At 67.3% G+C, this 23856-nt stretch carries 22 protein-coding genes and 1 riboswitch; of the genes, 11 read left to right on the top strand and 11 right to left on the bottom strand.

The window, feature by feature from the left end; translation table 11 throughout:
* Window positions 1-101: 101 nt before the first annotated feature.
* A riboswitch (ZMP/ZTP riboswitch) is annotated at window positions 102-202 on the top strand.
* Window positions 203-339: 137 nt separating this feature from the next.
* Together glyA and nrdR are read left to right on the top strand one after the other, a co-directional pair.
* Window positions 340-1587 (top strand): serine hydroxymethyltransferase, encoded by a 1248-nt coding sequence (gene glyA / locus WT24_RS22670; protein ID WP_059791732.1) that lies wholly within the window; start codon window positions 340-342, stop codon window positions 1585-1587.
* A gap of 6 nt (window positions 1588-1593) precedes the next feature.
* Complete coding sequence (nrdR, locus tag WT24_RS22665; protein ID WP_050011738.1) at window positions 1594-2073, top strand: transcriptional regulator NrdR; 480 nt, start codon at window positions 1594-1596, stop codon at window positions 2071-2073.
* A gap of 552 nt (window positions 2074-2625) precedes the next feature.
* Here the strand turns inward: nrdR and WT24_RS22660 are convergent.
* From WT24_RS22660 to WT24_RS22650, 3 genes are all read right to left on the bottom strand, one after another.
* Complete coding sequence (locus tag WT24_RS22660; protein ID WP_060035918.1) at window positions 2626-3069, bottom strand: DUF3318 domain-containing protein; 444 nt, start codon at window positions 3067-3069, stop codon at window positions 2626-2628.
* A gap of 43 nt (window positions 3070-3112) precedes the next feature.
* Window positions 3113-3502: a phage holin family protein gene (locus WT24_RS22655; RefSeq protein WP_034206528.1), complete on the bottom strand. Its 390-nt coding sequence runs from the start codon at window positions 3500-3502 to the stop codon at window positions 3113-3115.
* A 119-nt stretch (window positions 3503-3621) separates the two neighbouring features.
* Window positions 3622-3924, bottom strand: a complete 303-nt coding sequence (locus WT24_RS22650) for a YqjD family protein (protein ID WP_006494044.1) — start codon at window positions 3922-3924, stop codon at window positions 3622-3624.
* Window positions 3925-4241: 317 nt separating this feature from the next.
* On the opposite strand from WT24_RS22650, the gene WT24_RS22645 reads away from it, so the two are divergent.
* On the top strand, window positions 4242-4880 hold the full coding sequence (locus tag WT24_RS22645) for a peroxiredoxin (protein WP_006476788.1): 639 nt from the start codon (window positions 4242-4244) through the stop codon (window positions 4878-4880).
* Window positions 4881-5006: 126 nt separating this feature from the next.
* On the opposite strand, the gene WT24_RS22640 is transcribed toward WT24_RS22645, so the two are convergent.
* On the bottom strand, window positions 5007-6194 hold the full coding sequence (locus WT24_RS22640) for an acyl-CoA dehydrogenase (protein ID WP_060035917.1): 1188 nt from the start codon (window positions 6192-6194) through the stop codon (window positions 5007-5009).
* A 261-nt stretch (window positions 6195-6455) separates the two neighbouring features.
* On the opposite strand from WT24_RS22640, the gene WT24_RS22635 reads away from it, so the two are divergent.
* Both WT24_RS22635 and WT24_RS22630 read left to right on the top strand, forming a co-directional pair.
* Entirely contained in the window at window positions 6456-7247 is a 792-nt protein-coding gene (locus WT24_RS22635) for an IclR family transcriptional regulator (RefSeq protein WP_059501081.1), read from the top strand.
* A gap of 179 nt (window positions 7248-7426) precedes the next feature.
* Window positions 7427-7837, top strand: a complete 411-nt coding sequence (locus WT24_RS22630; RefSeq protein ID WP_060035916.1) for a GFA family protein — start codon at window positions 7427-7429, stop codon at window positions 7835-7837.
* 137 nt (window positions 7838-7974) lie between these two features.
* Here WT24_RS22630 and WT24_RS22625 read toward each other — a convergent pair whose 3' ends face one another.
* Entirely contained in the window at window positions 7975-8778 is an 804-nt protein-coding gene (locus tag WT24_RS22625; protein ID WP_034206532.1) for an EAL domain-containing protein, read from the bottom strand.
* A gap of 362 nt (window positions 8779-9140) precedes the next feature.
* Here WT24_RS22625 and WT24_RS22620 point away from each other — a divergent pair, with 362 nt between their 5' ends.
* Genes WT24_RS22620 through fahA form a run of 5 tightly spaced genes read left to right on the top strand, consistent with a single transcriptional unit; the run spans window position 9141 to window position 15060 of the window.
* Window positions 9141-10793: an FAD-dependent oxidoreductase gene (locus WT24_RS22620; protein WP_060035942.1), complete on the top strand. Its 1653-nt coding sequence runs from the start codon at window positions 9141-9143 to the stop codon at window positions 10791-10793.
* Between the two features lie 27 nt (window positions 10794-10820).
* Complete coding sequence (locus WT24_RS22615; protein ID WP_034206533.1) at window positions 10821-11051, top strand: DUF2783 domain-containing protein; 231 nt, start codon at window positions 10821-10823, stop codon at window positions 11049-11051.
* A complete protein-coding gene (locus WT24_RS22610) occupies window positions 11048-12409 on the top strand; it encodes an MFS transporter (protein WP_060035915.1) in 1362 nt (453 codons plus the stop codon). The genes WT24_RS22615 and WT24_RS22610 overlap by 4 nt, the downstream gene beginning before the upstream one ends.
* A 15-nt stretch (window positions 12410-12424) precedes the next feature.
* Entirely contained in the window at window positions 12425-13759 is a 1335-nt protein-coding gene (hmgA, locus tag WT24_RS22605) for a homogentisate 1,2-dioxygenase (RefSeq protein WP_059791726.1), read from the top strand.
* Window positions 13756-15060 (top strand): fumarylacetoacetase, encoded by a 1305-nt coding sequence (gene fahA / locus WT24_RS22600; RefSeq protein WP_060035914.1) that lies wholly within the window; start codon window positions 13756-13758, stop codon window positions 15058-15060. Before hmgA ends, fahA begins: the two co-directional genes overlap by 4 nt.
* Before the next feature lie 188 nt (window positions 15061-15248).
* Here fahA and WT24_RS22595 read toward each other — a convergent pair whose 3' ends face one another.
* The 5 genes from WT24_RS22595 to WT24_RS22575 form a co-directional block, all read right to left on the bottom strand.
* Window positions 15249-16409: an MFS transporter gene (locus tag WT24_RS22595; protein ID WP_060035913.1), complete on the bottom strand. Its 1161-nt coding sequence runs from the start codon at window positions 16407-16409 to the stop codon at window positions 15249-15251.
* A gap of 93 nt (window positions 16410-16502) precedes the next feature.
* Window positions 16503-17672, bottom strand: coding sequence for an MFS transporter (locus tag WT24_RS22590; RefSeq protein ID WP_060035912.1), 1170 nt, complete (start codon window positions 17670-17672; stop codon window positions 16503-16505).
* 223 nt (window positions 17673-17895) lie between these two features.
* Complete coding sequence (gene bluB / locus WT24_RS22585; protein ID WP_060035911.1) at window positions 17896-18633, bottom strand: 5,6-dimethylbenzimidazole synthase; 738 nt, start codon at window positions 18631-18633, stop codon at window positions 17896-17898.
* 172 nt (window positions 18634-18805) lie between these two features.
* Window positions 18806-19804 carry a 2-hydroxyacid dehydrogenase gene (locus WT24_RS22580; RefSeq protein WP_060035910.1) on the bottom strand — a complete coding sequence of 333 codons (999 nt, stop codon included), beginning with the start codon at window positions 19802-19804 and terminating at the stop codon, window positions 18806-18808.
* Between the two features lie 30 nt (window positions 19805-19834).
* Window positions 19835-20818, bottom strand: a complete 984-nt coding sequence (locus WT24_RS22575; RefSeq protein ID WP_059779369.1) for a LysR family transcriptional regulator — start codon at window positions 20816-20818, stop codon at window positions 19835-19837.
* A gap of 736 nt (window positions 20819-21554) precedes the next feature.
* Between WT24_RS22575 and WT24_RS22570 the strand changes: the two genes are divergently transcribed.
* The gene (locus WT24_RS22570; RefSeq protein ID WP_059791714.1) at window positions 21555-22766 is read left to right on the top strand and encodes an alanine--glyoxylate aminotransferase family protein; all 1212 of its coding nucleotides are present in this window, start codon (window positions 21555-21557) and stop codon (window positions 22764-22766) included.
* Window positions 22767-22793: 27 nt separating this feature from the next.
* Here WT24_RS22570 and WT24_RS22565 read toward each other — a convergent pair whose 3' ends face one another.
* On the bottom strand, window positions 22794-23729 hold the full coding sequence (locus WT24_RS22565) for an AraC family transcriptional regulator (protein ID WP_059501092.1): 936 nt from the start codon (window positions 23727-23729) through the stop codon (window positions 22794-22796).
* Window positions 23730-23856 lie beyond the last annotated feature (127 nt).

Genomic DNA, 23856 nt, shown 5'->3' with positions numbered 1-23856 from the left:
AAGCGTTTCGGCACGGGCGCGTAAAACCTGGCCCCAATTGATTCGGGCGCCCCGCCGTGCGGTTGCCTATTCATGACGCATCCAATACACTAATGCGCTCATCACCCCTGCGTGACTGGCGATAGAACCCTTCGGGTTCAAGGTGGAGCATCCCACCGTGAAGCGCGGGGCGCTGTTTTTGCCGTTCGCCTGGGCAGCCGTTGTGCGCCGTCGCGTGCATCGCCGGTGGCTGTCCTGCCTCGCGTCATACGGATTCTTCCGCCACGTCGAGCTGGTCTCGCCAGCAGCGCACCGTACTTGGCCACTTCGGTCAACCTGTACACACTTAACGGAAACCGTATGTTTGACAGAGCCCAAAGCACCATCGCGAACGTCGATCCCGAAATCTTTGCAGCGATCGAGCAGGAAAACCGCCGCCAGGAAGATCACATCGAGCTGATCGCGTCGGAAAACTACACGAGCCCGGCCGTGATGGCCGCGCAAGGCTCGCAGCTCACGAACAAGTACGCGGAAGGGTATCCGGGCAAGCGTTACTACGGCGGCTGCGAGTACGTCGACGTGGTCGAGCAGCTGGCGATCGACCGTGTGAAGCAACTGTTCGGCGCGGAAGCGGCGAACGTGCAGCCGAACTCCGGTTCGCAGGCGAACCAGGGCGTGTTCTTCGCGATGCTCAAGCCGGGCGACACGATCATGGGCATGAGCCTCGCGCATGGCGGCCACCTGACGCACGGCTCGCCGGTGAACATGTCGGGCAAGTGGTTCAACGTGGTGAGCTACGGCCTGAACGAAAACGAAGACATCGACTATGAAGCGGCCGAGCAGCTCGCGCAGGAACACAAGCCGAAGCTGATCGTCGCGGGCGCGTCGGCATTTGCGCTGAAGATCGATTTCGAGCGTCTGGCGAAGATCGCGAAGTCGGTGGGCGCGTACCTGATGGTCGACATGGCGCACTACGCAGGCCTGATCGCGGCGGGCGTGTACCCGAACCCGGTGCCGCACGCGGATTTCGTGACGACGACGACGCACAAGAGCCTGCGCGGCCCGCGCGGCGGCGTGATCCTGATGAAGGCCGAGTACGAGAAGCCGATCAACTCGGCGATCTTCCCGGGGATCCAGGGCGGCCCGCTGATGCATGTGATCGCGGCAAAGGCCGTGGCGTTCAAGGAAGCGCTGTCGCCGGAGTTCAAGGAATATCAGCAGAAGGTCGTCGAGAACGCGCGTGTACTGGCCGAAACGCTGGTGAAGCGCGGCCTGCGCATCGTATCGGGCCGTACGGAAAGCCACGTGATGCTGGTCGACCTGCGCGCGAAGAACATCACGGGCAAGGCAGCGGAAGCGGCGCTCGGCGCGGCGCACATCACGGTGAACAAGAACGCGATCCCGAACGACCCGGAAAAGCCGTTCGTGACGAGCGGCATCCGTCTCGGTTCGCCGGCGATGACGACGCGTGGCTTCGGGCCGGCGCAAGCCGAGCAGGTGGGCAACCTGATTGCCGACGTGCTGGAGAACCCGGAAGACGCAGCGACGATCGAGCGCGTACGCGCGCAGGTCGCCGAGCTGACCAAGCGTTTCCCGGTCTACCGCTGATCGCCGATGCGCTGCCCGTTCTGCCGGCATGACGACACGCAGGTCGTTGACTCGCGCGTGTCCGAAGATGGCGCCGCGATTCGGCGGCGCCGTCGCTGCTCGGCTTGCGACAAGCGTTTCACGACGTACGAGCGGGTCGAGTTGTCCCTGCCGTTCGTCGTGAAGAAGGACGGCAGCCGCACGGAGTTCGACCGTCGCAAGATCGTCGCCAGCATGCAACTCGCGCTGCGAAAGCGGCCGGTTGCCGCCGACGCGATCGACGCGGCGGTCGCCCGTATCGAATATCAACTGCTCGCGACTGGCGAGCGCGAAGTGCGTAGCGAGAAGCTGGGCGAACTCGTGATGAACGAGTTACGCGGCCTCGATACGATCGCCTATGTGCGCTTCGCATCGGTGTATCGCCAGTTCGAGGACGTTTCCGAATTTGCCGACGTGATCGAAGAGTTCCGTCGCGCCTCTCCTGCCAAGACCCCACGTAAGCGCTGACGCGCTGCGTTCGTTCATCGTCTGCTCCGTTGGTTCAATTCGCGCCGATTGTGTCGGTCGTGATCGCATGTCGCCAGTCGATCGGCTGTTCGGCAAATGGTGCGTGCTTGCACGCGCCGCTACAGTCGTCGCATCACCGCGGCGGAGGACGATTGCGATGGAACGGGACGCTTAACCCCTGAAGAATGTCGTGCAACGACTGGGCGGATTCCCGTTCGTCGAGCTGATGGTCGCTATGTCGCCCACCATAGCCGACGGTTCCCCCCGCGGCATGCTCGCGCAGGCGCCGCCGGACTGGCATGCCGTGTATTGAATAACGTTCGGGCGGCCGGCGGCGACGATTCGCCGGTGAGCTATGAATAGGCAGCGATACCGCCTGACACCGGTCCAACGCATGACGTTGCATGCGGCACTTTCACGCTGCGCTCGGCCGGGACGAAAGGCAATGCAAGAAACGATGGCGCCGACGAACCGGGCGCTGTCTGCTGGGTGTGCTGAGTTCGCAAGGAAGGCGCGCAGCGGCCCATGGCCGTGCGCGCGGGATGCCGACAGTCAGTCGCCGTGTGCGTCGAGCCCGCGCTCGTCGCGGGACTGCTTCCAAATCCGATACACCTCCCATGCGGCGAAGCCGAGCGTGCCCCACTTCAACGCGGGGCCTGCACTCGCGCGCAGCAGCGAGCGAATGGGCTTCGCCAGCACGAGCGACGCGAGCGAGCTCAGCATCGGATACTGGTTGACGAGCTGGCCAAGGCTTGCGTTCAGGTTCTTGGCCGATTGGCCGAACTTGTGGGAGGACAGGCCGGGAATGAACACCTTGAGCCAGCTGAATCGCGTGACGGCCTGACGCATTTCGGCGGCGGCTTCCGCGAGTTCGAGCCGCTCGACTTCGGATCGCAGGATCAGCAATTCCTTGCGGAGCGCGCGGTGTTGCGATGCGCTCCAGTTCGATCGCGACGAATGGGAGCGGGATGAATTGCCCGTGATGTTCTGGCTCATGGCGCGTCGGCGAGATAGGTGGGAGGGATGAGCGCGAGGGCGTTCACGACTTGCCGCGGAACAGCTCGCGGTCTTTCTCGAGTTCGGCGAGCGTCGCCTCGAATACGGTCGGCGCGTCGCGCAGGCCCGAGCGGGCCTTCAGCGCGCACACGATGCCGCCAACGGCATACAGCGCGGTGATCGCGGCGAGCGCCTGCCAGCGGTAGGTATCCCAGAACGCGATCGCGACCAGCACGGTCAGGCTGATGAGCGCCATCGTCGCGAGCATCATCGCGGCGAGTCCGAGGAACAGCACGCCCATCAGGCGCTCCTTCTCCTCGGCGAGCTCGATGCCCACCAGTTCGAGGCGCGTCTGCAGAAGGCCGATGGCGGAGCCGACGAGGCGGCGCAGCGGTCCTTGACCGGACGGCTGCGAGGGGGTGTCTGTCGTCATGGATGAGGTGCTTGCGCGTGCAGTGAGCAGCTAGGACAAAGCCGGCCGGCGCAGCCGGCTGGCTTCGACGCCCGCGGGCCGCGCGACGCGGCCTGCGGGACGAAACGGCGCCAAGCGCGTTACTTGCGGTTGATCAGCAGGCCGATCAGCACGCCGACGCCGGCGGCCACGCCGATCGACGTCCACGGATGCTCGTGCACGTAGTCGTCGGTCGCGCGCGCGGCCTTCTTGCCTTTCTCGACCACCACGACCTGGACGTCGGCCGCCTTTTCCTTGGCCTGCTTCAGGCGAGACATGGCCTTCTCGCGCAGCTCGGCCGCACGGTCGCCCGTGCTGCTCGCCGCTTGCTTGAGCAGGTCTTCGGCGTCCGAGAGAACGGTTTTGATATCCGACATCAGTTTCTCCTTGTTGATTTCCGACATTGCAACTCCCTTCGTGCTGTCATGCTGCAGGTTCACATCGTAGCGAAACCCCTGCCTGCTGGCGAGCCGGGAAGACACACGGCGGCAGCGCAAGGCTGCATGGTAAACGACTTGTAATCATGAACAGAGCCGCAAAGGATTGAAAAGTTTCCCTCGCGGCCCTCCGCCCCGCGACGCCGCCGGGTAAAAATGACAAAAAAGTATGAATATCAAACGGAATAATCGTTCGCACGGCCCATTGCTTCCCGTAAGCTGATGGACTGCCCCGCGCTGTCCGGCGCGCGGTTTCAACCAGCATCGTTCGAGGAGGGAACATCATGAGTCTGCGTCTTGGCGACATCGCACCGGATTTCGAGCAGGAATCGAGCCTGGGCACCATCAAGTTTCACGAGTGGCTCGGCAACAGCTGGGGTGTCCTGTTCTCCCATCCGGCCGACTACACGCCGGTGTGCACGACCGAACTCGGGCTGACCTCGAAGCTGAAGGGCGAATTCGAGAAACGCAACGTGAAGGTGATCGCGCTGTCGGTCGACGGCGTCGAATCGCACAAGGGCTGGATCAACGACATCAACGAAACGCAGTCGACGGTCGTGGGTTTCCCGATCATCGCCGACGCGGATCGCAAGGTATCGCAGCTGTACGACATGATTCACCCGAACGCGAACGAAACGCTGACGGTGCGTTCGCTGTTCGTGATCGACCCGAACAAGAAGGTGCGGCTCACGATCACCTATCCGGCCAGCACGGGGCGCAACTTCGACGAAGTGCTGCGCGTGATCGATTCGTTGCAACTGACCGACAATTACAAGGTCGCAACGCCCGGCAACTGGAAGGACGGCGACGACGTCGTGATCGTGCCGTCGCTGCAGGATCCGGAAGAGCTGAAGAAGCGCTTCCCGAAGGGCTTCAACGCGGTGCGTCCGTATCTGCGCCTGACGCCGCAGCCGAACAAGTAAGCATCGGCGGCTCGCAGCCGCGGCTCCGATGACGAGAGGCCCGCCCGGCAGCGATGCCGGGCGGGCCTCTTGCTTGGCGGCGGGCGCGTGCGCGGCATCGCTGCCGCGTGCGTCATGGCCGGATCGTCAGAAGAATGCCTGGATACCCGTTTGCGCGCGGCCGAGGATCAGCGCGTGGATGTCGTGCGTGCCTTCGTACGTGTTGACCACTTCGAGGTTCACGAGGTGGCGCGCGACGCCGAATTCGTCGGAGATGCCGTTGCCGCCGAGCATGTCGCGCGCGAGGCGGGCGATGTCGAGCGCCTTGCCGCACGAATTGCGCTTCATGATCGACGTGATCTCGACGGCGGCTGTGCCTTCGTCCTTCATCCGGCCGAGGCGCAGCACGCCTTGCAGGCCGAGCGTGATTTCGGTCTGCATGTCGGCGAGCTTCTTCTGAATCAACTGGTTCGCGGCGAGCGGCCGGCCGAACTGCCGGCGGTCGAGCACGTACTGGCGCGCAGTGTGCCAGCACGACTCGGCGGCGCCCAGCGCGCCCCACGCGATCCCGTAGCGCGCCGAGTTCAGGCAGGTGAACGGGCCACGCAGGCCGCTCACGTTCGGCATCAGGTTCTCTTCGGGTACGAACACTTCGTCGAGGACGATCTCGCCGGTGATCGATGCGCGCAGCCCGACCTTGCCGTGGATCGCGGGCGCCGACAGGCCCTTCCAGCCCTTCTCGAGGATGAAGCCGCGGATCGTGTCCTTGCCGTTTTCTTCCAGCTTCGCCCACACGACGAACACGTCGGCGATCGGCGAGTTGGTGATCCACATCTTCGCGCCGGACAGCGAGTAGCCGCCCTGCACCTTCTTCGCGCGCGTGACCATGCTGCCCGGATCGGAGCCGTGGTTCGGCTCGGTCAGGCCGAAGCAGCCGATCCATTCGCCGGTCGCGAGCTTCGGCAGGTATTTCTGCTTCTGCGCGTCGGAGCCGAATTCGTGGATCGGCACCATCACGAGCGACGACTGCACGGACATCATCGACCGGTAGCCCGAATCGACGCGCTCGACTTCGCGCGCGATCAATCCGTAGCTCACATAGTTGAGGCCGGGGCCGCCGTATTCCTCGGGAATCGTCGGGCCGAGCAGGCCGACTTCGCCCATCTCGCGAAAGATGGCCGCGTCGGTGCGTTCGTGGCGGAACGCTTCGGTGACGCGCGGCGCGAGCTTGTCCTGTGCGTACGCCTGCGCGGCATCGCGGACCATTCGCTCTTCTTCGGTCAGTTGCTGGTCGAGCAGCAGCGGATCGTCCCAATGAAAAGTTGCAGCACTCATCGTCTCATCTCCTGTCGGCCAGAGTTGGCGCTTCAGCGCTTACTCGGGCCCCATGCTTCGCGGTCGGGCCGAGTGGTGCTTACTCGGCCCCATCTTTGCGGTCGGTCGGAGCGGGCGCCTCGGCGAGACTCCACACCCGTGCTTTTTCGGTCGGGCAGAGAGTGCTTCGGCGCTTGCTCCGGGCTGATGCGTGAAGTTCGCTTGACTTGCGTTCCGCTGTGCGGAACAATGTTTTGCAAACCGAACCCAGTGTAGCACCGGATGACACTTTCAACCATCGACGACACCCCGATCGACGAGCGCAAGTTCGTCGTCGCGCTCGCGCGCGGGCTCGACCTGCTGCGCGCCTTCCGGCCCGGCGAGACGATGCTGGGCAATCGCGATTTCGCGGAGCGCACGGGCCTGCCGAAGGCGACGGTGAACCGGCTCGCCTATACGCTGACGGTGCTCGGCTATCTGCGCTACGACGAGACGCTCGGAAAGTATGCGCTGGACGCCGGCGTGCTGTCGCTCGGCTACGCGCTGCTGTCGGGCTCGGGGACGATCGATCTCGCGCGGCCGCACATGCAGGCGCTGGCGCGCGAGATCGGCGCGGCCGTGTCGCTCGGCTGCCGCGACGGGCTCGACATGATCTACCTGGAGACGATCCGCAGCGAGACCGCGTTGACGCTCGGGCTCGCGCCCGGTTCGCGGCTGTCGATGCTGACGAGCTCGATGGGGCGCGCGTACCTGGCCGTGCAGCCGGAGGACGCGCGCCGCGCGCTCTATGCCGAACTGCACCGCGCGGCCGGCGGCGCGGCCGACGCCGATGCGCTCGTCGAGGCCGCGCAGCGGGCGGTGGCCGAGTTCTCGACGGGCGGTTGCTGTTATTCGTTCCGCGCGTGGCACATGGACGTGAACGCGGCGGCCGTGCCGTTTCGCGAGCCGCGCGAGGGGCGCTGGCTGATCCTGAGCTGCAGCGGCCCCGCGTCGTCGATGGACGAGGACGTGTTTCGCACGCAGGTCGGACCGCGACTGAAGGCGCTCGCGCAGCGGCTCGGGCAGACGGTCTGAGCAAGCGCGCGGGCGTTGCCGTCGCGCGGCAACCGGTTGGTTCGCGCTGGGTCGGCGTAGGGCGTAGGGCGTAGGGCGTGGGGCGTGGGGCGCGGAGGCGGCGCGGCGCCGTTGCGTATTGCGCGACGGGAGAACCGCGCTCATCATCGTTCGCGTGCTTCCCGACGACGAGGTTTGCAATGGCGCACTCCGAACCGATGGAAGGCGGATGCGCGTGCGGCGCGATCCGCTACCGTATCGCCGACGTTCCCGCCGACGCGGGCTTTTGCCACTGCCGGCTCTGCCAGCGCACGACCGGCGCGGCGGTCGTTGCGTCGGCATCGGTGCCGATCGGCGCATTCGAATACTTGCAGGGCGAACCGACCGTCTATGCATCGAGCGCGTGGGGCGAGCGGCGCTTCTGCGGCCGTTGCGGCGCGCAGCTCGAATACCGGCGCTCCGACGCGCCGCAGACGGTCGAGATCAATTCCGCGACGCTCGACGAACCGTCGCGGCTGCGTCCGGCGTGGCATGTCTGGTACGGGGATCGTTTCCCCGGCATCGAGATCGACGACGATCTACCGAAGTACACCGACGGCGGACCAGAATAGGCGCCACATCGGTGTCGGTCGCTGCACCGGCGTCGAGCGCGCGCAAGCGCGTTCGGCTTCGCTGCATGAACGAACCAGGAACCGACCGGCGTCCGCCGTCCGGTGCGCCGCTCCCGCGCGCCTTCCCCGCCGATCCCTCAGGCCGTCACGACCTTCGCGAACACCGGCCCCTGCATGAACCGCACGTCGTGCTGGCGCAGCAGCTCGCACTGCGTCTCGTCGACGACGCCGTCGAAGATGAGCGGAATGCGCACGCGCTGTGCGTAGGCGACGAGCGCCTTGACCATCCCGTCGCGCAACGCGATGCCCGCATCCATCTTGATGTAGTCGGGGCGCGCCATGTCGGATTCGACCGCGAGGATGCGGCCCGGGTCCGGCAGCTTGTCCGCGACCTTGAACCCGTGATGCTGGTAGCTGCGCGTCAGGTAGCCGAGGAACGTCTTGTGGGCGACCGCGACCGCCGGCAACTCGATCACGATCCGCTCGGGCGGCAGCCCGAAGCGCTGCAGCACCGACGAGAAATGCTTGCCGTGGTCGTATTTCACGCTCTTGAGCAGCCGCTCGTGCACGCGCAGGAACAGCAGCCCGTGACGCTGCGCCCCGAAGAAATTGATCGCGTGCAGCGCGCGCGACAGGCGGTCGATCGCGACCAGCGTCTGGTCGTCGACGGCCGCGTCGACCGGATCGTGCTGCGCGCCCGTGACGAGCGTGACGGCCTGGAAGCCGAGCTCGTCGCCGTAGCGCTCGATCGCGTCGGCGAACGACGTCGATTGCGGCGAGCCGGGCATCGTCACGTCGTAGATCGGCTCGTACGCGCTGGCGAGCGTGCGCTCGGGCAGATTCGCGCACGCGGTGCCGCCCTCGGCAAGCGCGAGGTGTTCCCGCAGATACGGCAGTTGCCCGGCACGGGCGACCAGCTCGGGGATGGTAGGCGGAATCATCGGCGTGAGAAGGAAAAATGGCGGCCGAAAGGGCCGCCTCGTTGACTTGATATTAGCAGTGCGCGCCGCGCTCGGCTTGGCGTTTCGCTCATATGGTTATCCCGTCCCCGCGTCGATGCCTAGGGTTTACGTTTATTTCACTATTCGTAATTGGTTTTACTATTCGTAAATCCAGAATGTGCCGCCGATCAAGCAATGCGGCATGCGGGCGCCGCGAAACGGCGCCGTTCACGAATCAACAGGAAGCAAGGAGCGAGACGTGGCGGTTGACAGGACAGGCGGGCAGGCGCGCCGGCAGGAGAGGGGCGGGACGACGGGCGCGGCGGTGCGCGCACGGCGCGGTTGAGGAGCGGATGGCGACCATGAGCATCGATTACCAGACGCTGAAGTTCGAGTACCGCGCCCGCGCGCACGACGCGGCCGTCCACCCGGTGATCGTCGTCGGCGCGGGCCCGGTGGGCCTCGCGGCCGCGATCGACCTCGCGCAGCAGGGCGTGCCCGTCGTGCTGCTCGACGACGACGACACGCTGTCGACCGGCTCGCGCGCGATCTGCTTCGCGAAGCGCACGCTCGAGATCTTCGACCGGCTCGGCTGCGGCGAGCGCTTCGTCGACAAGGGCGTGAGCTGGCACGTCGGCAAGGTGTTCCTGCAGGACGAGCAGCTTTACGCGTTCGACCTGCTGCCCGAGGAAGGGCATGCGCGCCCCGCGTTCATCAACCTGCAGCAGTACTACGTCGAAGGCTATCTGGCCGATCGCGCGCTCGAGCTGCCGAACATCGACATCCGCTGGAGGCACAAGGTGACGGGTATCGAGCAGTCGGCCGAACACGCGGTGCTGACGGTCGAGACGCCGGACGGCGTCGCGACGCTGCGCGCGCAGTATGTGATCGCGGCCGACGGCTCGCGCAGCCCGATGCGCACGATGATGGGCCTGGAAAGCCGTGGCCGCACGTTCAAGGACCGCTTTCTGATCGCCGACGTGAAGATGAAGGCGGAGTTTCCGACCGAGCGCTGGTTCTGGTTCGATCCGCCGTTTCACCGCAACCAGTCGGTGCTGCTGCACCGCCAGCCCGACAACGTGTGGCGCATCGACTTCCAGCTCGGCTGGGATGCCGATCCCGTCGCCGAGAAGCAGCCGGAGCGCGTGATCCCGCGCGTGCGCGCGCTGCTCGGGCCGGACGTCGAGTTCGAGCTCGAGTGGGTGAGCGTTTATACGTTCCGCTGCCAGCGGATGGACACGTTCCGTCACGGCCGCGTGCTGTTCGCGGGCGATTCCGCGCACGGCGTGTCGCCGTTCGGCGCGCGCGGCGCGAACAGCGGCGTGCAGGACGCGGACAACCTCGCGTGGAAGCTGAAGCTGGTGCTCGACGGCCATTCCGCCGACAGCCTGCTCGATACGTATGCGAGCGAGCGCGAGTTTGCGGCCGACGAGAACATCCGCCACTCGACGCGCTCGACCGACTTCATCACGCCGAAGAGCGCGGTGTCGCGCGTGTTTCGTGATGCGACGCTGAAGCTTGCGCGCGACTGCGAGTTCGCGCGCAAGCTGGTGAACAGCGGGCGCCTGTCGGTGCCGGCCGTGCTCGCCGATTCGCCGCTCAACACGCCGGACCGCGGCGGCGACGCATTCGCGTGCGCGATGCGGCCGGGCGCGGCGGCGGCCGATGCGCCGGTGCGCGTGCAGGGCGCGCCGGGCTGGCTGCTGCAGCATCTGCGCGGCGGCTTCACCGGCGTGCTGTTCGGCTTGCCGGGCGACGCGGCGGCGCTCGCGCAGGCCGTCGGCGGTCTCGCGCTGCCGGTGCGTCCCGTGCTCGTCGTGCCGGCCGGGCACGCGCAGCCGGTGGCCGGCGTCGACGTCGTGGAGGACGTCGACGGGCTCGCCGCGCGGCGCTACGACGCGCAGCCCGGCACGTTCTACCTGTTGCGCCCCGACCAGCACGTCTGCGCACGCACGCGCACGCTCGACCGTCAGGCGATTGCCGACGCACTGGCGCGCGCGACCTGCGCCCGCTGATACGACAAAGACACCGGAGACACCGTCATGCCCCCACTCGATACCCGCCCGCGCCTGGCCGACCCCGATGCGTTCTACGAAGCGCTGATCGACATGCATCGCGACCTGTCGGATGCCGACAGCCAGCTCGTCAACGCGAAGCTGATCCTGTTGCTCGCGAACCAGGTCGGCGACGCCGACGTGCTGCGCGAAGCGATGGCGCTCGCGCGCCAGGGCGTGACGCCGCCCGTGCATCCGGCCGCCGAGGTCGCGCAATGAGCGCGGCGCCGGCCGACGCGCGCGTGCTCGAAGTCGAGCGCGTGATCGACGAGACCCATCGCCCGGGTTTTCACTGGATGCTGCTGATGCTGTGTGGGCTATGCCTCGTGATCGACGGCTTCGATGCGCAGGCGATGGGCTACGTCGCACCGAGCGTGATCGCCGAATGGGGCGTGCCGAAGCAGGCGCTCGGGCCGGTGTTCAGCGCGAGCCTGTTCGGGATGCTGCTCGGCGCGCTCGGGCTGTCGGTGCTGGCCGACCGGATCGGCCGGCGCCCGGTGCTGATCGGCTCGACGCTGTTCTTCGCGGCGACGATGCTCGCGACGCCGTTCGCGAGCTCGATCCCCGTGCTGATGGCGCTGCGCTTCGTCACCGGCCTCGGCCTCGGCTGCATCATGCCGAACGCGATGGCGCTGGTCGGCGAGTTCAGCCCGGCCGCGCATCGCGTGAAGCGGATGATGATCGTGTCGTGCGGCTTCACGCTCGGCGCGGCGGTCGGCGGCTTCATCAGCGCGGCGCTGATTCCGGCGCTCGGCTGGCGTTCGGTGTTCTTCGTCGGCGGCGCGGTGCCGCTCGTGCTGACGATCGCGATGCTCGCGCGGCTGCCCGAGTCGCTGCAGTTCCTGGTGCTGAAAGGGCGCGTCGCGCAGGCGCGCGACTGGCTCGCGCGGTTCGCGCCGCAAGCCGGCATCGATGCGAATACGCGGCTCGTCGTGCGCGAGCGTGCCGCGAGCGGCGCGCCGGTCGCCGAGCTGTTCCGCCATGGCCGACTGCCGGTCACGTTGCTGCTGTGGGCCATCAGCTTCATGAATCTGATCGACCTGTACTTCCTGTCGAACTGGCTGCCGACCGTGATGCGCGACGCCGGTTATTCGCCGAGCACGGCGGTGATCGTCGGCACCGTGCTGCAGACGGGCGGCGTGATCGGCACGCTGTCGCTCGGCTGGTTCATCGAACGTCATGGTTTCGTGCGCGTGCTGTTCGCGTGCTTCGTGTGCGCGGCCGTGTCGGTGGGGCTGATCGGCTCGGTCGCGCATGCGCTGCCGTGGCTGCTGGTGGTCGTGTTCGCGGGCGGGTTCTGCGTAGTCGGCGGGCAGCCGGCCGTGAACGCGCTCGCGGGCCAGTATTACCCGACGTCGCTGCGCTCGACCGGTATCGGCTGGAGCCTCGGCATCGGCCGGATCGGCTCGGTGCTCGGGCCGCTCGTCGGCGGGCAATTGATTGCGCTCAACTGGTCGAACGGCGCGCTGTTCCACGCGGCCGCGGTGCCCGTGCTGTGCTCGGCGCTGTTCGTGCTGGGCCTGGCGGGCGTCACGCGGCGCAGCGGCGCGCAGGCGCCGAACACCGCCCTGAATTGATGGAGAAAGGAAACGATGACGCTTGACCTGTCGAAACCGGCGACCGCCGGCTACCTGAGCGGTTTCGCGAACGAATTCGCGACCGAGGCGCTGCCCGGCGCGCTGCCGCACGGCCGCAACTCGCCGCAGCGCGCGCCGTACGGGCTGTACGCGGAGCAGTTGTCGGGCACCGCGTTTACCGCACCGCGCGGCCACAACCGCCGCTCGTGGCTGTACCGGATCCGCCCGGCCGCCGTGCACCGGCCGTTCGAGCCGTATGCGGGCCCGCAGCGGCTCGTGTCGGATTTCGCCGATTCGGCCGACGTGCCGCCGACGCCGCCCAACCAGTTGCGCTGGGATCCGCTGCCGATGCCGGTCGAGCCGACCGATTTCGTCGACGGCCTCGTGACGATGGCCGGCAACGGCTCGGCCGCCGCGATGAACGGCTGCGCGATCCACGTGTATGCGGCGAACCGCTCGATGCAGGACCGCTTCTTCTACAGCGCGGACGGCGAACTGCTGATCGTGCCGCAGCAGGGGCGCCTGTTCATCGCGACCGAATTGGGCCGGCTCGACGTCGAGCCGTTCGAGATCGCGGTGATTCCGCGCGGCGTGCGTTTTGCCGTCGCGCTGCCGGACGGCGACGCGCGCGGCTATATCTGCGAGAACTTCGGCGCGCTGCTGCGCCTGCCGGATCTCGGCCCGATCGGCTCGAACGGGCTCGCGAACCCGCGCGATTTCCTGACGCCGCAGGCCGCCTACGAAGACCGCGAAGGTGCGTTCGAGCTGATCGCGAAGCTGAACGGGCGCCTCTGGCGCGCGGACATCGGCCATTCGCCGCTCGACGTCGTCGCATGGCACGGCAACTACGCACCGTATAAATACGACCTGCGTCTGTTCAACACGATCGGCTCGATCAGCTTCGACCATCCCGATCCGTCGATCTTCCTCGTGCTGCAGGCGCAGAGCGACACGCCGGGCGTCGACACGATCGACTTCGTGATCTTCCCGCCGCGCTGGCTCGCGGCCGAGGATACGTTCCGCCCGCCGTGGTTCCACCGCAACGTCGCGAGCGAATTCATGGGGCTCGTGCACGGCGCGTACGACGCGAAGGCCGAGGGCTTCGTGCCGGGCGGCGCGAGCCTGCACAACTGCATGTCGGGCCACGGGCCCGATGCGGACACGTTCGAGAAGGCGTCCGCGAGCGATACGACGAAGCCGCACAAGGTCGACGCGACGATGGCGTTCATGTTCGAAACTCGCACGCTGATCCGGCCGACGCGCTACGCGCTCGACACCGCGCAGCTGCAGGCCGATTACTTCGAATGCTGGCAAGGCATCAAGAAACACTTCAATCCGGAGCAAAAGTGAGCGATACCCAAGACTGGCGCGCGACGCTCGACCCGGCTCGCAAGAGCTGGGTCGAGACCGCGAACGATCCCGCCTGCGATTTCCCGATCCAGAACCTGCCGTTCGGGATCTTCAGCGATGCGAAGCAACCGGCGCGCCGTGCCGGCGTCGCGCTGGGCGACCAGATTGCCGACCTTGCGGCGCTCGCGCGTGCGGGCCTCGTGACGCTGCCGGCCGGCGCCGATGCATTCGCCGCGCCGACGCTCAACGCGTTCATCGCGCTCGGCCGCGACACGTGGCGCAGCGTGCGTGTGCAACTGTCGGCGCTGTTCTCGCGCGACAACGCGACGCTGCGTGACGATGCGGCGCTGCGCGCGCAGGTGCTCGTCGCACAGCACGACGCGACGCTGCATCTGCCGGTCGAGATTCCCGGCTACACCGATTTCTATTCGTCGAAGGAGCACGCGACCAACGTCGGCTCGATGTTCCGCGATCCGAAGAATGCGCTGCTGCCGAACTGGTCGGAGATGCCGATCGGCTACAACGGCCGCGCGTCGTCGGTGGTCGTGAGCGGCACGCCGGTGCGGCGCCCGAACGGGCAACTGAAGCTGCCCGACCAGGAGCGCCCGGTGTTCGGCGCATGCCGCAAGCTCGACATCGAACTGGAGACGGGCTTCATCGTCGGGAAAGGCACCGCGCTCGGCGAGCCGATCGCGTGCGAGGACGCGGAAGCGCATATCTTCGGGATGGTGCTGCTGAACGACTGGAGCGCGCGCGACATCCAGCAGTGGGAGTACGTGCCGCTCGGCCCGTTCAACTCGAAGGGCTTCGCGACGACGATCTCGCCGTGGATCGTCACGCTCGACGCGCTCGAACCGTTCCGCGTCGCGCAGCCGAAGCAGTCGCCGCAACCGCTCGCGTATCTGCAGCATGCGGGCAAGCATGCGTTCGACATCGCGTTGGAGGTGACGCTACGGGCCGAGGGGGCAGCCGAAGCGACGTCGATCTGCCGAACGAACTTCAAGCACATGTACTGGACGATGGCGCAGCAGTTGGCGCATCACACGGTGGCCGGCTGCAACACCCGCGTGGGCGACCTGATGGGTTCGGGCACGATCAGCGGGCCGACCAAGGATTCGTTCGGCAGCCTGCTCGAACTGACGTGGAACGGCAAGGAGCCGGTCGCGCTGAACGGCGGCGGCAGCCGCACGTTCATCGAGGACGGCGACGAGCTGACGCTCGCCGGCTGGTGCCAGGGCGACGGCTATCGCGTCGGCTTCGGCACGTGTGCGGGCAAGATTTTGCCGGCGCGGCGTGCTTGACGGACCGCAGCGCGGGAAGTCACGCGCAGGCCGGCCACGCTAGTACGGAATGACGGGACGGTCCGCATTGCGCGGACCGTTTTTCGTTGACCGGAGGATGGGTGCGAGCGGGCCGACGCGTATCGACGCATGATGTTGCGCGCCAACGCCAACGCCAACGCCAACGCCAACGCCAACGCCAATCTGCATCAGACCGCGCGTTGCACCGCCGCGCGCCGTTCCCACAATGCGGCCACGACGAACGCGGCGACGCAGGCGACCAGCACGCCGATCAGCGCGTTGCTGCCCAGTTGCTCCATCAACGCGCCCGCAACCAGCGGGCCGCCGAAGCTCGCGGCGCTCCACGACGCCGACACGAGCGAGCTCGCGGTGACGAGCGCCGCGCCGCGGAAACGCTCGCCGCACGCGACGAGCGACAGCGTATAGATGCTGCCGGCCGCCGCGCCGAGGACGAACAGCAGCGGCCAGCACAGCCACGGGTTCGCGATCACGAACGGCAGCAGCGGCAGGCCCGCGAGCACGATCCAGCCGGCGCCGAGATGCACGCGTTCGCGGCCGAGCTTGTCCGCGAGCCAGCCGATCGGGAACTGCATCGCGGTATCGCCGAACAGCATGATCGACGCGAGCAGCACGGCGGTCGCGCTCGCGACGCCGTGATCCATCGCGTAGAGCGGCAGCAGCGACAGCGCGAGCGTATCGAACAGCGCGAAGAAGCCGGTGCCGATGATCAGCGCGGGCATGCGCGGCAGCACGTCGAGCCAGCGGCCGTGCGCGTCGTGATGCGCGTCGTCGCCGGCGAGCGGCGCACGGCGGATCGTCGCGAGCGTCGGCAGCGCGAGCAGGAACAGCGCGCCGCACAGCGCGAAGCGGATGCTCGTCGCGCCGGCGATCTGGCTGACGAGCACGGGGCCCGCCATCTGGAACAGCGTGAAATTGGTCGCGTAGATCGCGACGACGCGGCCGCGCGTCGAATCGTCGGCGAGCTGGTTGACCCACGCCTCGCCGATCGTGAACAGCAGCATCAGCGCGGCGCCGCACAGCACGCGCAGCACGCCCCACAGGACCAGGTTCGACGTGAACTGCATCAGCGCGGTGGCGGCCGCGAGCAGCACGACCGACGCGACGATCGCGCGGCGCGCGCCGATATGCCGCGCGAGCGCGGTGACGAACGGGACGATCGCGAGGCCGCCGAGGGCCTGCGCGGCCGTCAGCATGCCGACGACGTTGGTGCCGTGTCCGGCTTCGGTCAGTGCAAGTGCCGTGAGCGGCAGCGTGGCGCCGGTGCCGAGGCCGACGACCGCGACGCTCAGGATCAGCGCGAGGAAATCGCGATTGAGAATGGCTTTCATCGGCCGCGATGCTACACCGCGATCGTTGAAAGGTCCATGAAGGCCATCAGGTTCGGATGGAGTTGTGTCCGCAACGATCGCGGCAGGGTCGCGTTATACGTATTCGGTCGGCACGGCCACCGGGCGACGTTCGAGCGACGCCGACCACAGCGTGAGCGCGAGCGCGGCGACGGCCATCGCGACGCCGACCCACGGCAGGTTCACGAGCGACACACCGGAGCCGATCGCCACGCCGCCGAGCCACGCGCCGGTCGCGTTACCGAGGTTGAATGCGCCCTGGTTCAGCGTCGATGCGAGGTTCGGCGCGTCGCTCGCGCGATCGACGATCATGATCTGCAGCGGCGGCACGATCGCGAACGCGAGGATACCCCACACGAAAATCGTCGCTAGCGCGGCGAATGGCACGTGCATCGTGCCCGCGAACAGCGCGAGGACGATGCCGATCAGCGCGAGCGTCGCGATCAGCGACGGCATCCGGCGCCAGTCGGCGAGCTTGCCTCCGAGCGTGCCGCCGACCGTCAGGCCGAGGCCGAACAGCAGCAGCACGTAGGTGACCTGGCGTGGCGAGAAGCCCGTCACGTCCTCGAGGATCGGCGTGATGTACGTGAACACGCTGAACAGGCTCGCGGACGCGAGCACGCTGATGCCGAGCACCATCAGCACCTGCGGGTGCTTCAGCACGCTGAATTCGCGCGTGATGCTGGTGTCGGGCATCGCGAGGTTTTTCGGCAGGCACACCGCGAGCGCGGCGGCCGCGGCGATGCCGATGCCGGTGACGGCCCAGAACGTCGCGCGCCAGCCGAACGCCTGGCCGAGCGCGGTGCCGAGCGGCACGCCGAGCACGTTCGCGAGCGTGAGGCCGGTGAACATCAGCGCGATCGCCTGTGCGCGGCGGTTCGGCGCGACGAGGTTGCTCGCGACCACCGAGCCGATGCCGAAGAACGCACCGTGGCAGAACGCGGTGACGACGCGCGCGGCCATCAGCACCGCGTAGCCGGGCGCGATCGCGCAGAACAGGTTGCCCGTGATGAACAGCCCGATCAGGCCCATCAGCGCACGCTTGCGCGGCATCTTCGCGGTGACGATCGCGAGGATCGGCGCGCCGACCGTCACGCCGAGCGCATAGCCCGACACGAGCATCCCGGCGGCCGGGATCGACACGCCGAGGTCGCGCGCGACGTTCGGCAGCAGGCCCATGATCACGAATTCGGTGGTACCGATTCCAAATGCGGCGACGGCAAGGGCGAAAAGAGGCAGGGGCATCGCGGTAGGCTCGGGAAAGGATGCCGCTCGAGCCAGGCGCGGGATGCGCGGGACGGGCGGTCGGTCGGGCGAACGTCAGCCGCGATTCTACTTCAGTGAAAACCCCTATGCTTGGGGCCAAAACAGTTGTTGCCGTCGTGCGACGGGGCGGCGGGCGGAAGGCTCATCCGGTTGGATCGGCGGCGATTCGGCGGCGGCGCGACGGTGGCTGCCGAACCGTGCATCAGGCGATGCGTTCGGGCGTTCCGTCGGGCATCGCGCCCGAATTCTTTTTCATTTCGGTATCCGCCGGCGACGCAGCCGATCCGGCCCCATCGATCGCCGCCGGCGCGTCCCAGCCGTTCTCGAACAGGCAGGCTTCGATCGGCATCCGCGCGGCCCAGCGTTCGGCTTCGAGCATCGGCTTCGTATAGAACGCATCGACGTGCCCGACGCACAGCACGGCGATCGGCTTCGCGCCGTCGGGCATCCGCAGCAGCGTGCGCAGCGCATCGACGTCGAACAGCGACACCCAGCCCATCCCGAGGCCTTCCGCGCGCGCCGCGAGCCACATGTTCTGGATCGCGCACGCGGCGGATGCCAGATCCATCTCCGGCAGCGTGCGGCGGCCGAATACATGGCGTTCGCGCCCGTCGGCGAGCGCGACGACCAGGAGCTCGCCGCATTCGCGCACGCCCTCGACCTTCAGCCGCATGAACTCGTCCTGACGCTCGCCGAGCGCGTCGGCGGTCGCGCGGCGCTCGGCCTCGACCAGCGCGTGAATGGCGGTGCGCAATGCGGGATCGGTGACGCGGATGAAGCGCCACGGCTGCATGAAGCCGACGCTCGGTGCGTGATGCGCCGCGCGCAGCAGCCGCGCGAGCACGGCCGGATCGATGGGCGCCGGCGTGAAGTGGCGCATGTCGCGCCGTTCGAAGATGGCGCGATAGACGGCGGCGATGTCGGAATCGTCGAAACGCATGAGCGGCAAAGGCAGGGAAGGACGTCGGCGCAACGATAACAGACGGCGCGCACGAAACGTTACTTCGGGCGAAACAATGCGCTGAATTGTTGACGAGATTGGGTGCGGTGCGCAGCAACGGACAAGAGCAAACGATTGCGGATGCGATGCTGGCCGTCAAACGGGCTGTTTTTCAACGGTTTGGCATGACGACGTTCTGCGGCGTGCCCGCATGCCATGCCTCGATGTTCAGCAGCGTCGTGTGCGCGATCTCGGCCAGCGCCTCGCGCGTGAAGAATGCCTGGTGCGACGTGACGATCACGTTCGGGAACGTCAGCAGGCGCGCGAGCACGTCGTCCTGCAGCGGCAGGTCGGAGTGATCCTCGAAGAAGAGCCCGCTTTCCTCTTCGTACACGTCGAGCCCGAGATGGCCCAGCTGGCCGCTCTTGAGCGCGTCGATCAGCGCCTGCGCATCGACGAGGCCGCCGCGCCCCGTGTTGATCAGCATCGCGCCGTGCTTCATCCGCGCGAGCGTGCGTTCGTTGATCAGGTGGTGTGTCGACGGCAGCAGCGGGCAATGCAGGCTGACGATGTCGGCGTGATGCAGCAACTCGTCGAGCTCGACGTAGCGCGCGCCGAACGCGATCAGCTCGTCGTTGTACGGCGGCACCGAGTGCGCGAGCACATGCATCCCGAACCCCATCATGATCTTCGCGAACACGCTGCCGATGATGCCGGTGCCGATCACGCCGACGGTCTTGCCGTGCAGGTCGAAGCCGAGCAGGCCGTTCAGCGAGAAATCGCCTTCGCGGGTGCGTGCGACGGCGCGCGGCAGGCGGCGGTTGAGCGCGAGGATCAGCGCGACCGCGTGCTCGGCGACCGCGTGCGGCGAATACGCGGGCACGCGTACGACCGCGACGCCGAGCCGTTCGGCGGCGGCGAGGTCGACATGGTTGAAGCCCGCCGAGCGCAGCGCGATCAGCCGCGTGCCGCCGTCGGCGAGCCGCTCGAGCACGGCCGCATCGACGGTGTCGTTGACGAACGGGCAGACGACGTCATAGCCGTGCGCGAGGATCGCCGTTTCCGCGTCGAGGTGCGACGGCTGGAAGTGCAGCCGATAGCCGAACTGCCGGTTGGCGGCGGTGAATGAATCGTCGTCGTACTGCCGGCTGCTGAACAGGATCACGCGCACGCTGCACCTCCGATGGCTGACGCGCGCAGTTTACTGCAGGCCCGTGACGATGTCGGCGTGTTCGGGCCCGCGCGCCGGCCGCAGGAAGCCGTAGTCCGTCCGTTCGCGGGCAGACGACGCGCCGAAGTGCTCGAGTGCATGCTCGACGAAGCTGCGCGTGCGGGCCGGCACGTACTGGCGGTTCGGATAGACGAGCGACAACTGCGCGTCGGGATCGTCGATCCGGTAGCCGGCCATCAGCCGCACGAGCGTGCCGTGGTTGAGCGCGTCGGCCACGCACGGCTCGGGCAGCACCGCGATGCCGGCGCCGGCCACGGCCGCCGCCTGCACGAGCGCGAGCTGGTTGACCGTGCAGGCCGGGCGCACCGTGACCGAATGGGCGACGCCGTCGTGACCGACCAGTTGCCACGTCGGCGCGTGCTGGTGCGGCGCGAGCGTGACCCAGTCGTGGCCCGGTAGATCGTCGGGCACGCGCGGCTCGCCGCGACGGTCGAGATAGGCCGGCGCCGCGCACGCGACGAACGGATTCGGCGCAAGGGCATGGCCGATCAGCGACGGGTTGCCGTCGAGCCGGGTGCCGGTGACGATGCCGACGTCGTAGCCCGAATCGAGCACGTCGAGCGGCCCTTCGGCGACGGTCAGCTGCACGCGCAGCTCCGGATAGCGGTGCCGGAAGCTGCTGACGAGCGGCGTCAGCGCCAGCGGCGACAGCAGCCCCGACGCGACGACGCGCAGCGTGCCGGCCGGTTCGCGCACCGCATGCGCGACCGACGATTCGAGGTGGTCGAATTCCTCGAGCAGCGCACGGCAGCCATCGAGGTAGCGCACGCCGGCCTCGGTGAGCGACAGGTTGCGCGTGGTGCGATGGATCAGCCGTGTGTTCAGGTGGCCCTCGAGCATCGCGATCGAACGCGTGACGAGCGCATTGGACACGCCGAGATGGTGCGCCGCGCGCCGAAAGCTTTGCTGTTCGGCGACGCAGACGAATACACGCATGGTCTGAATCTGGTTCATGGCTTGCGTATTTCTGGCCCGGTTGATTGATTTTGGTTGTGATTTATCGCCGCACGACATCGAAAGCGCATTGCGCGGCCCCAGCTCTCCCTCGTATCGAAAATCGAATTTCGATTCCGCAGACGATTGTTCAATACGGAACCGATATCCGTCAACCTGAGAAAAGGGGCGGCTTGCGTAAAATCGAAATCGCGAGTACCGGTTTAACGCTGCAATGCAGCAAGAACGCCAGGGGAAAACGGCGCGATATTGGAATATGCGTCGAAGCGGCCCGGATTGCTTATTCCAATCAACATGTTGGGCTAAATTCGTGCGAACCGTGACAGGGCGATTTCGGCGTCGCTCCCCAATACATGCCGCAATAATGGATGTTTTTTCCACGTTCGGATTTTGTGTATCGAATTCGCTCCGCGATTTGTATCAGGTGGCCGCTCCATTTCGTTCGATCCGAGAATCGGGCTGAACCGGCGGTTTCGGCGAACCGTTGCCGATATTGGCGGAGAAAATCGTGCGGGCGGAACCCGAATGGAACCGTTTCGGAAACGGCCGGCAATCCCTTTTTCAATCCGGCAGGTCGCGGCGCGACCGGGTGGCCCGGTCCGGCGACCGGCCGGCGTCGCGCTGTCCGGACGTGCGTGCCTCTTGCGCGGGGCGGCGGAACGCGGAATGATCGACCAGTTCGCCGTGCCATGCCGCCGGCGTCCGGGCATTTTTCTTCCCTCATCATTTTCCAGCCATGTCCATCGATTATTCGCCGATTCCCTGTCCCGTCGTCGTGCCGCTCGACGCGATCCTGCCCGAAGAACCGCTGCTGATGATGGGGGCCGGCCCGGTTCCGATCCCGGCCGCCGTGGCCAAGGCGAACACGATCGTGATCAACCATCTCGGCGCGACGATGGCGAAGATCATCGAGCAGGTGAAGGAGATGGCGCGCTACGTGTTCCAGACCCGCACGAAGTGGGTGCTCGGCGTTGCGGGCCCAGGCTCGGCCGCGATGGAAATGGCGATCTCGAACCTCGCGTGGCGCGGCACGCGCGTGCTGTCGATCCGCAACGGCTTCTTCAGCGCGCGGATGGCCGAGATGGCCACGCGCGTCGGCGCCGACGTCGCGACGCTCGAAGTCGCCGACCGCGCGGTCGCGAGCCTCGACGAGATCGCCGACGCGATCGCGCGCGAGCGGCCCGAGATCGTCACGATCGTGCAGGGCGAGACGTCGAATACCGTATGGAACCGCGACCTGCGCGACATCGCCGCGCTCGCGAAGGCGGCCGGCGCGCTGGTGGTCGTCGACGCGGTGTGCACGCTGTCGACGATGCCGCTCGAGATGGACGCGTGGGGCATCGACGCGGTGATCACCGGCGGTCAGAAGGGGCTGTCGTCGATTCCGGGCGTGTCGCTGATCGCGTTTTCCGATGCCGCGTGGGAACGCATGAAGAAGCGCCCCGAGCCGAATGCGCACTGGTGCCTCGACATGGCGCTCGCGGAGAACTTCTGGCACAACGCCGGCTATCACTACACGGCGCCCGTGTCGGGCGTGCTCGCGCTGCACGAGGCGCTGCGGCTCGTCTGCGCGGAGACGCTCGAAAGCCGCTTCGCGCGCCACCTGCGCTGCTCGCTGGCGCTGCAGGCGGGTGTCGAATCGATGGGGCTCAAGCTTTATGCGCCGAAGGACTGCCGGCTCAATTCGGTGGTCGGGATCGAGACGCCGGAGGGGCTCACGCCGGGAATGGTCTGCGGCCATATCTCGAAGCAGTACCAGGTCGAGATCTCGGGTTCGTTCGGGTTGCCGATCGTGCGGATCGGACAGATGGGCGAGCAGTGCCGCGAACACAACCTGTTCCGCACGCTGCATGCGTTCGGCCGCACGATGGTCGACCTGAAGGTGCCGGTCGACCTGCCGGCCGGCGTCGCCGCGCTCGAACAGGAACTGTCGCGGCGCGGCGCGTAAGCGCGGAACAGCGCCACGGGGCCGCGCTCAACGGCCCTGCATCGCGCGCCGGTACGTATTCGGCGTCGTGCCGTGCGCGTCGCGAAAGCGATGGCTGAAGTGGCCGGCGTTCGCGTAGCCGCAGTCGGCCGCGATCTGCGCGAGCGGCAGCGCCGTCGTGCGCAGCAGCTCGCGGGCCCGAGCGAGCCGTTGCTCGGCCACCCATGCGTGCGGCGCACGGCCGAACGACAGCCGGAACATCCGCGAGAAATGGTATTCGGACAGCGCGGCGACCTCGGCGAGTTCGCCGAGCGTCAGCGGCTGCGTCAGGTACGTGTCGATGTAGTCGCGCACGCGGCGGCGCACGGCCGGCGCGAGCCCGCCGCGGTACGACGTGTCGGTGCGCGTCGTGCTCTGGCCGCGCAGCAGCAGGCTCAGCACGTCATGCGCGGTTTCGTTCGCGCGCAGCCGGTCGTCGGCATCGTCCCAGCCGTCGAGCGCGAGCGAGCGCAGCAGCGCGGCGACGCGCGCATCCTCGAAATAGGTGCGATCGGCCAGCTTCAGTTCGCGCGGTTCGCGGTCGAGCTCGCGGATCGCGCGCTGCGTGAAGTGTTCGGGCAGGAAATACAGGTGGATGAAATGCATTTCGCCGCGCACCCACCAGCGCGATTCATGGTCGCCCGGCAATGCGCACAGCAGGCTCGGCGCGCCGTAGCGCGGCACGCGCTGGCGCTCGGTCCGGTAGCCGCCGTCGAGGTAGCACGACAGCGTGTGGTGACCGGGCTGCTCGTAGATCGTCTCGCTTTCGTCGGTGATCCGCGTCCATTCGGCGATCGCGAGATGGTCGCCGAGCCACGCGAAGCGCTCGAGCGTCGCGTTCGCGTCGGCGAGCGTGCGGCAGACCGACTGCAGGCCGAACGGCAGATCGCCGCCGGCCAGGGCGGCGGCGCGGTCGACGGGCGGGGCGCAGAGGGAGGGACTCATGATGCGCCGAGTATAAGCGGCCGCGCGACCGCGTGTGCGGCGTCCCGAAAAAGACCGCAATTCAGGACAATCGGCACGCGCGGTGCGGCGGCATAGTCGGGATCCCGATTCACCCGATTTCCCGGAT

It is taken from the genome of Burkholderia sp. MSMB1078WGS (genome assembly GCF_001528895.1).
Lineage (GTDB): Bacteria > Pseudomonadota > Gammaproteobacteria > Burkholderiales > Burkholderiaceae > Burkholderia.
The sequence above is the reverse complement of the archived record's forward strand: the minus strand, read 5'-3'. Positions and strand labels throughout refer to the sequence as shown.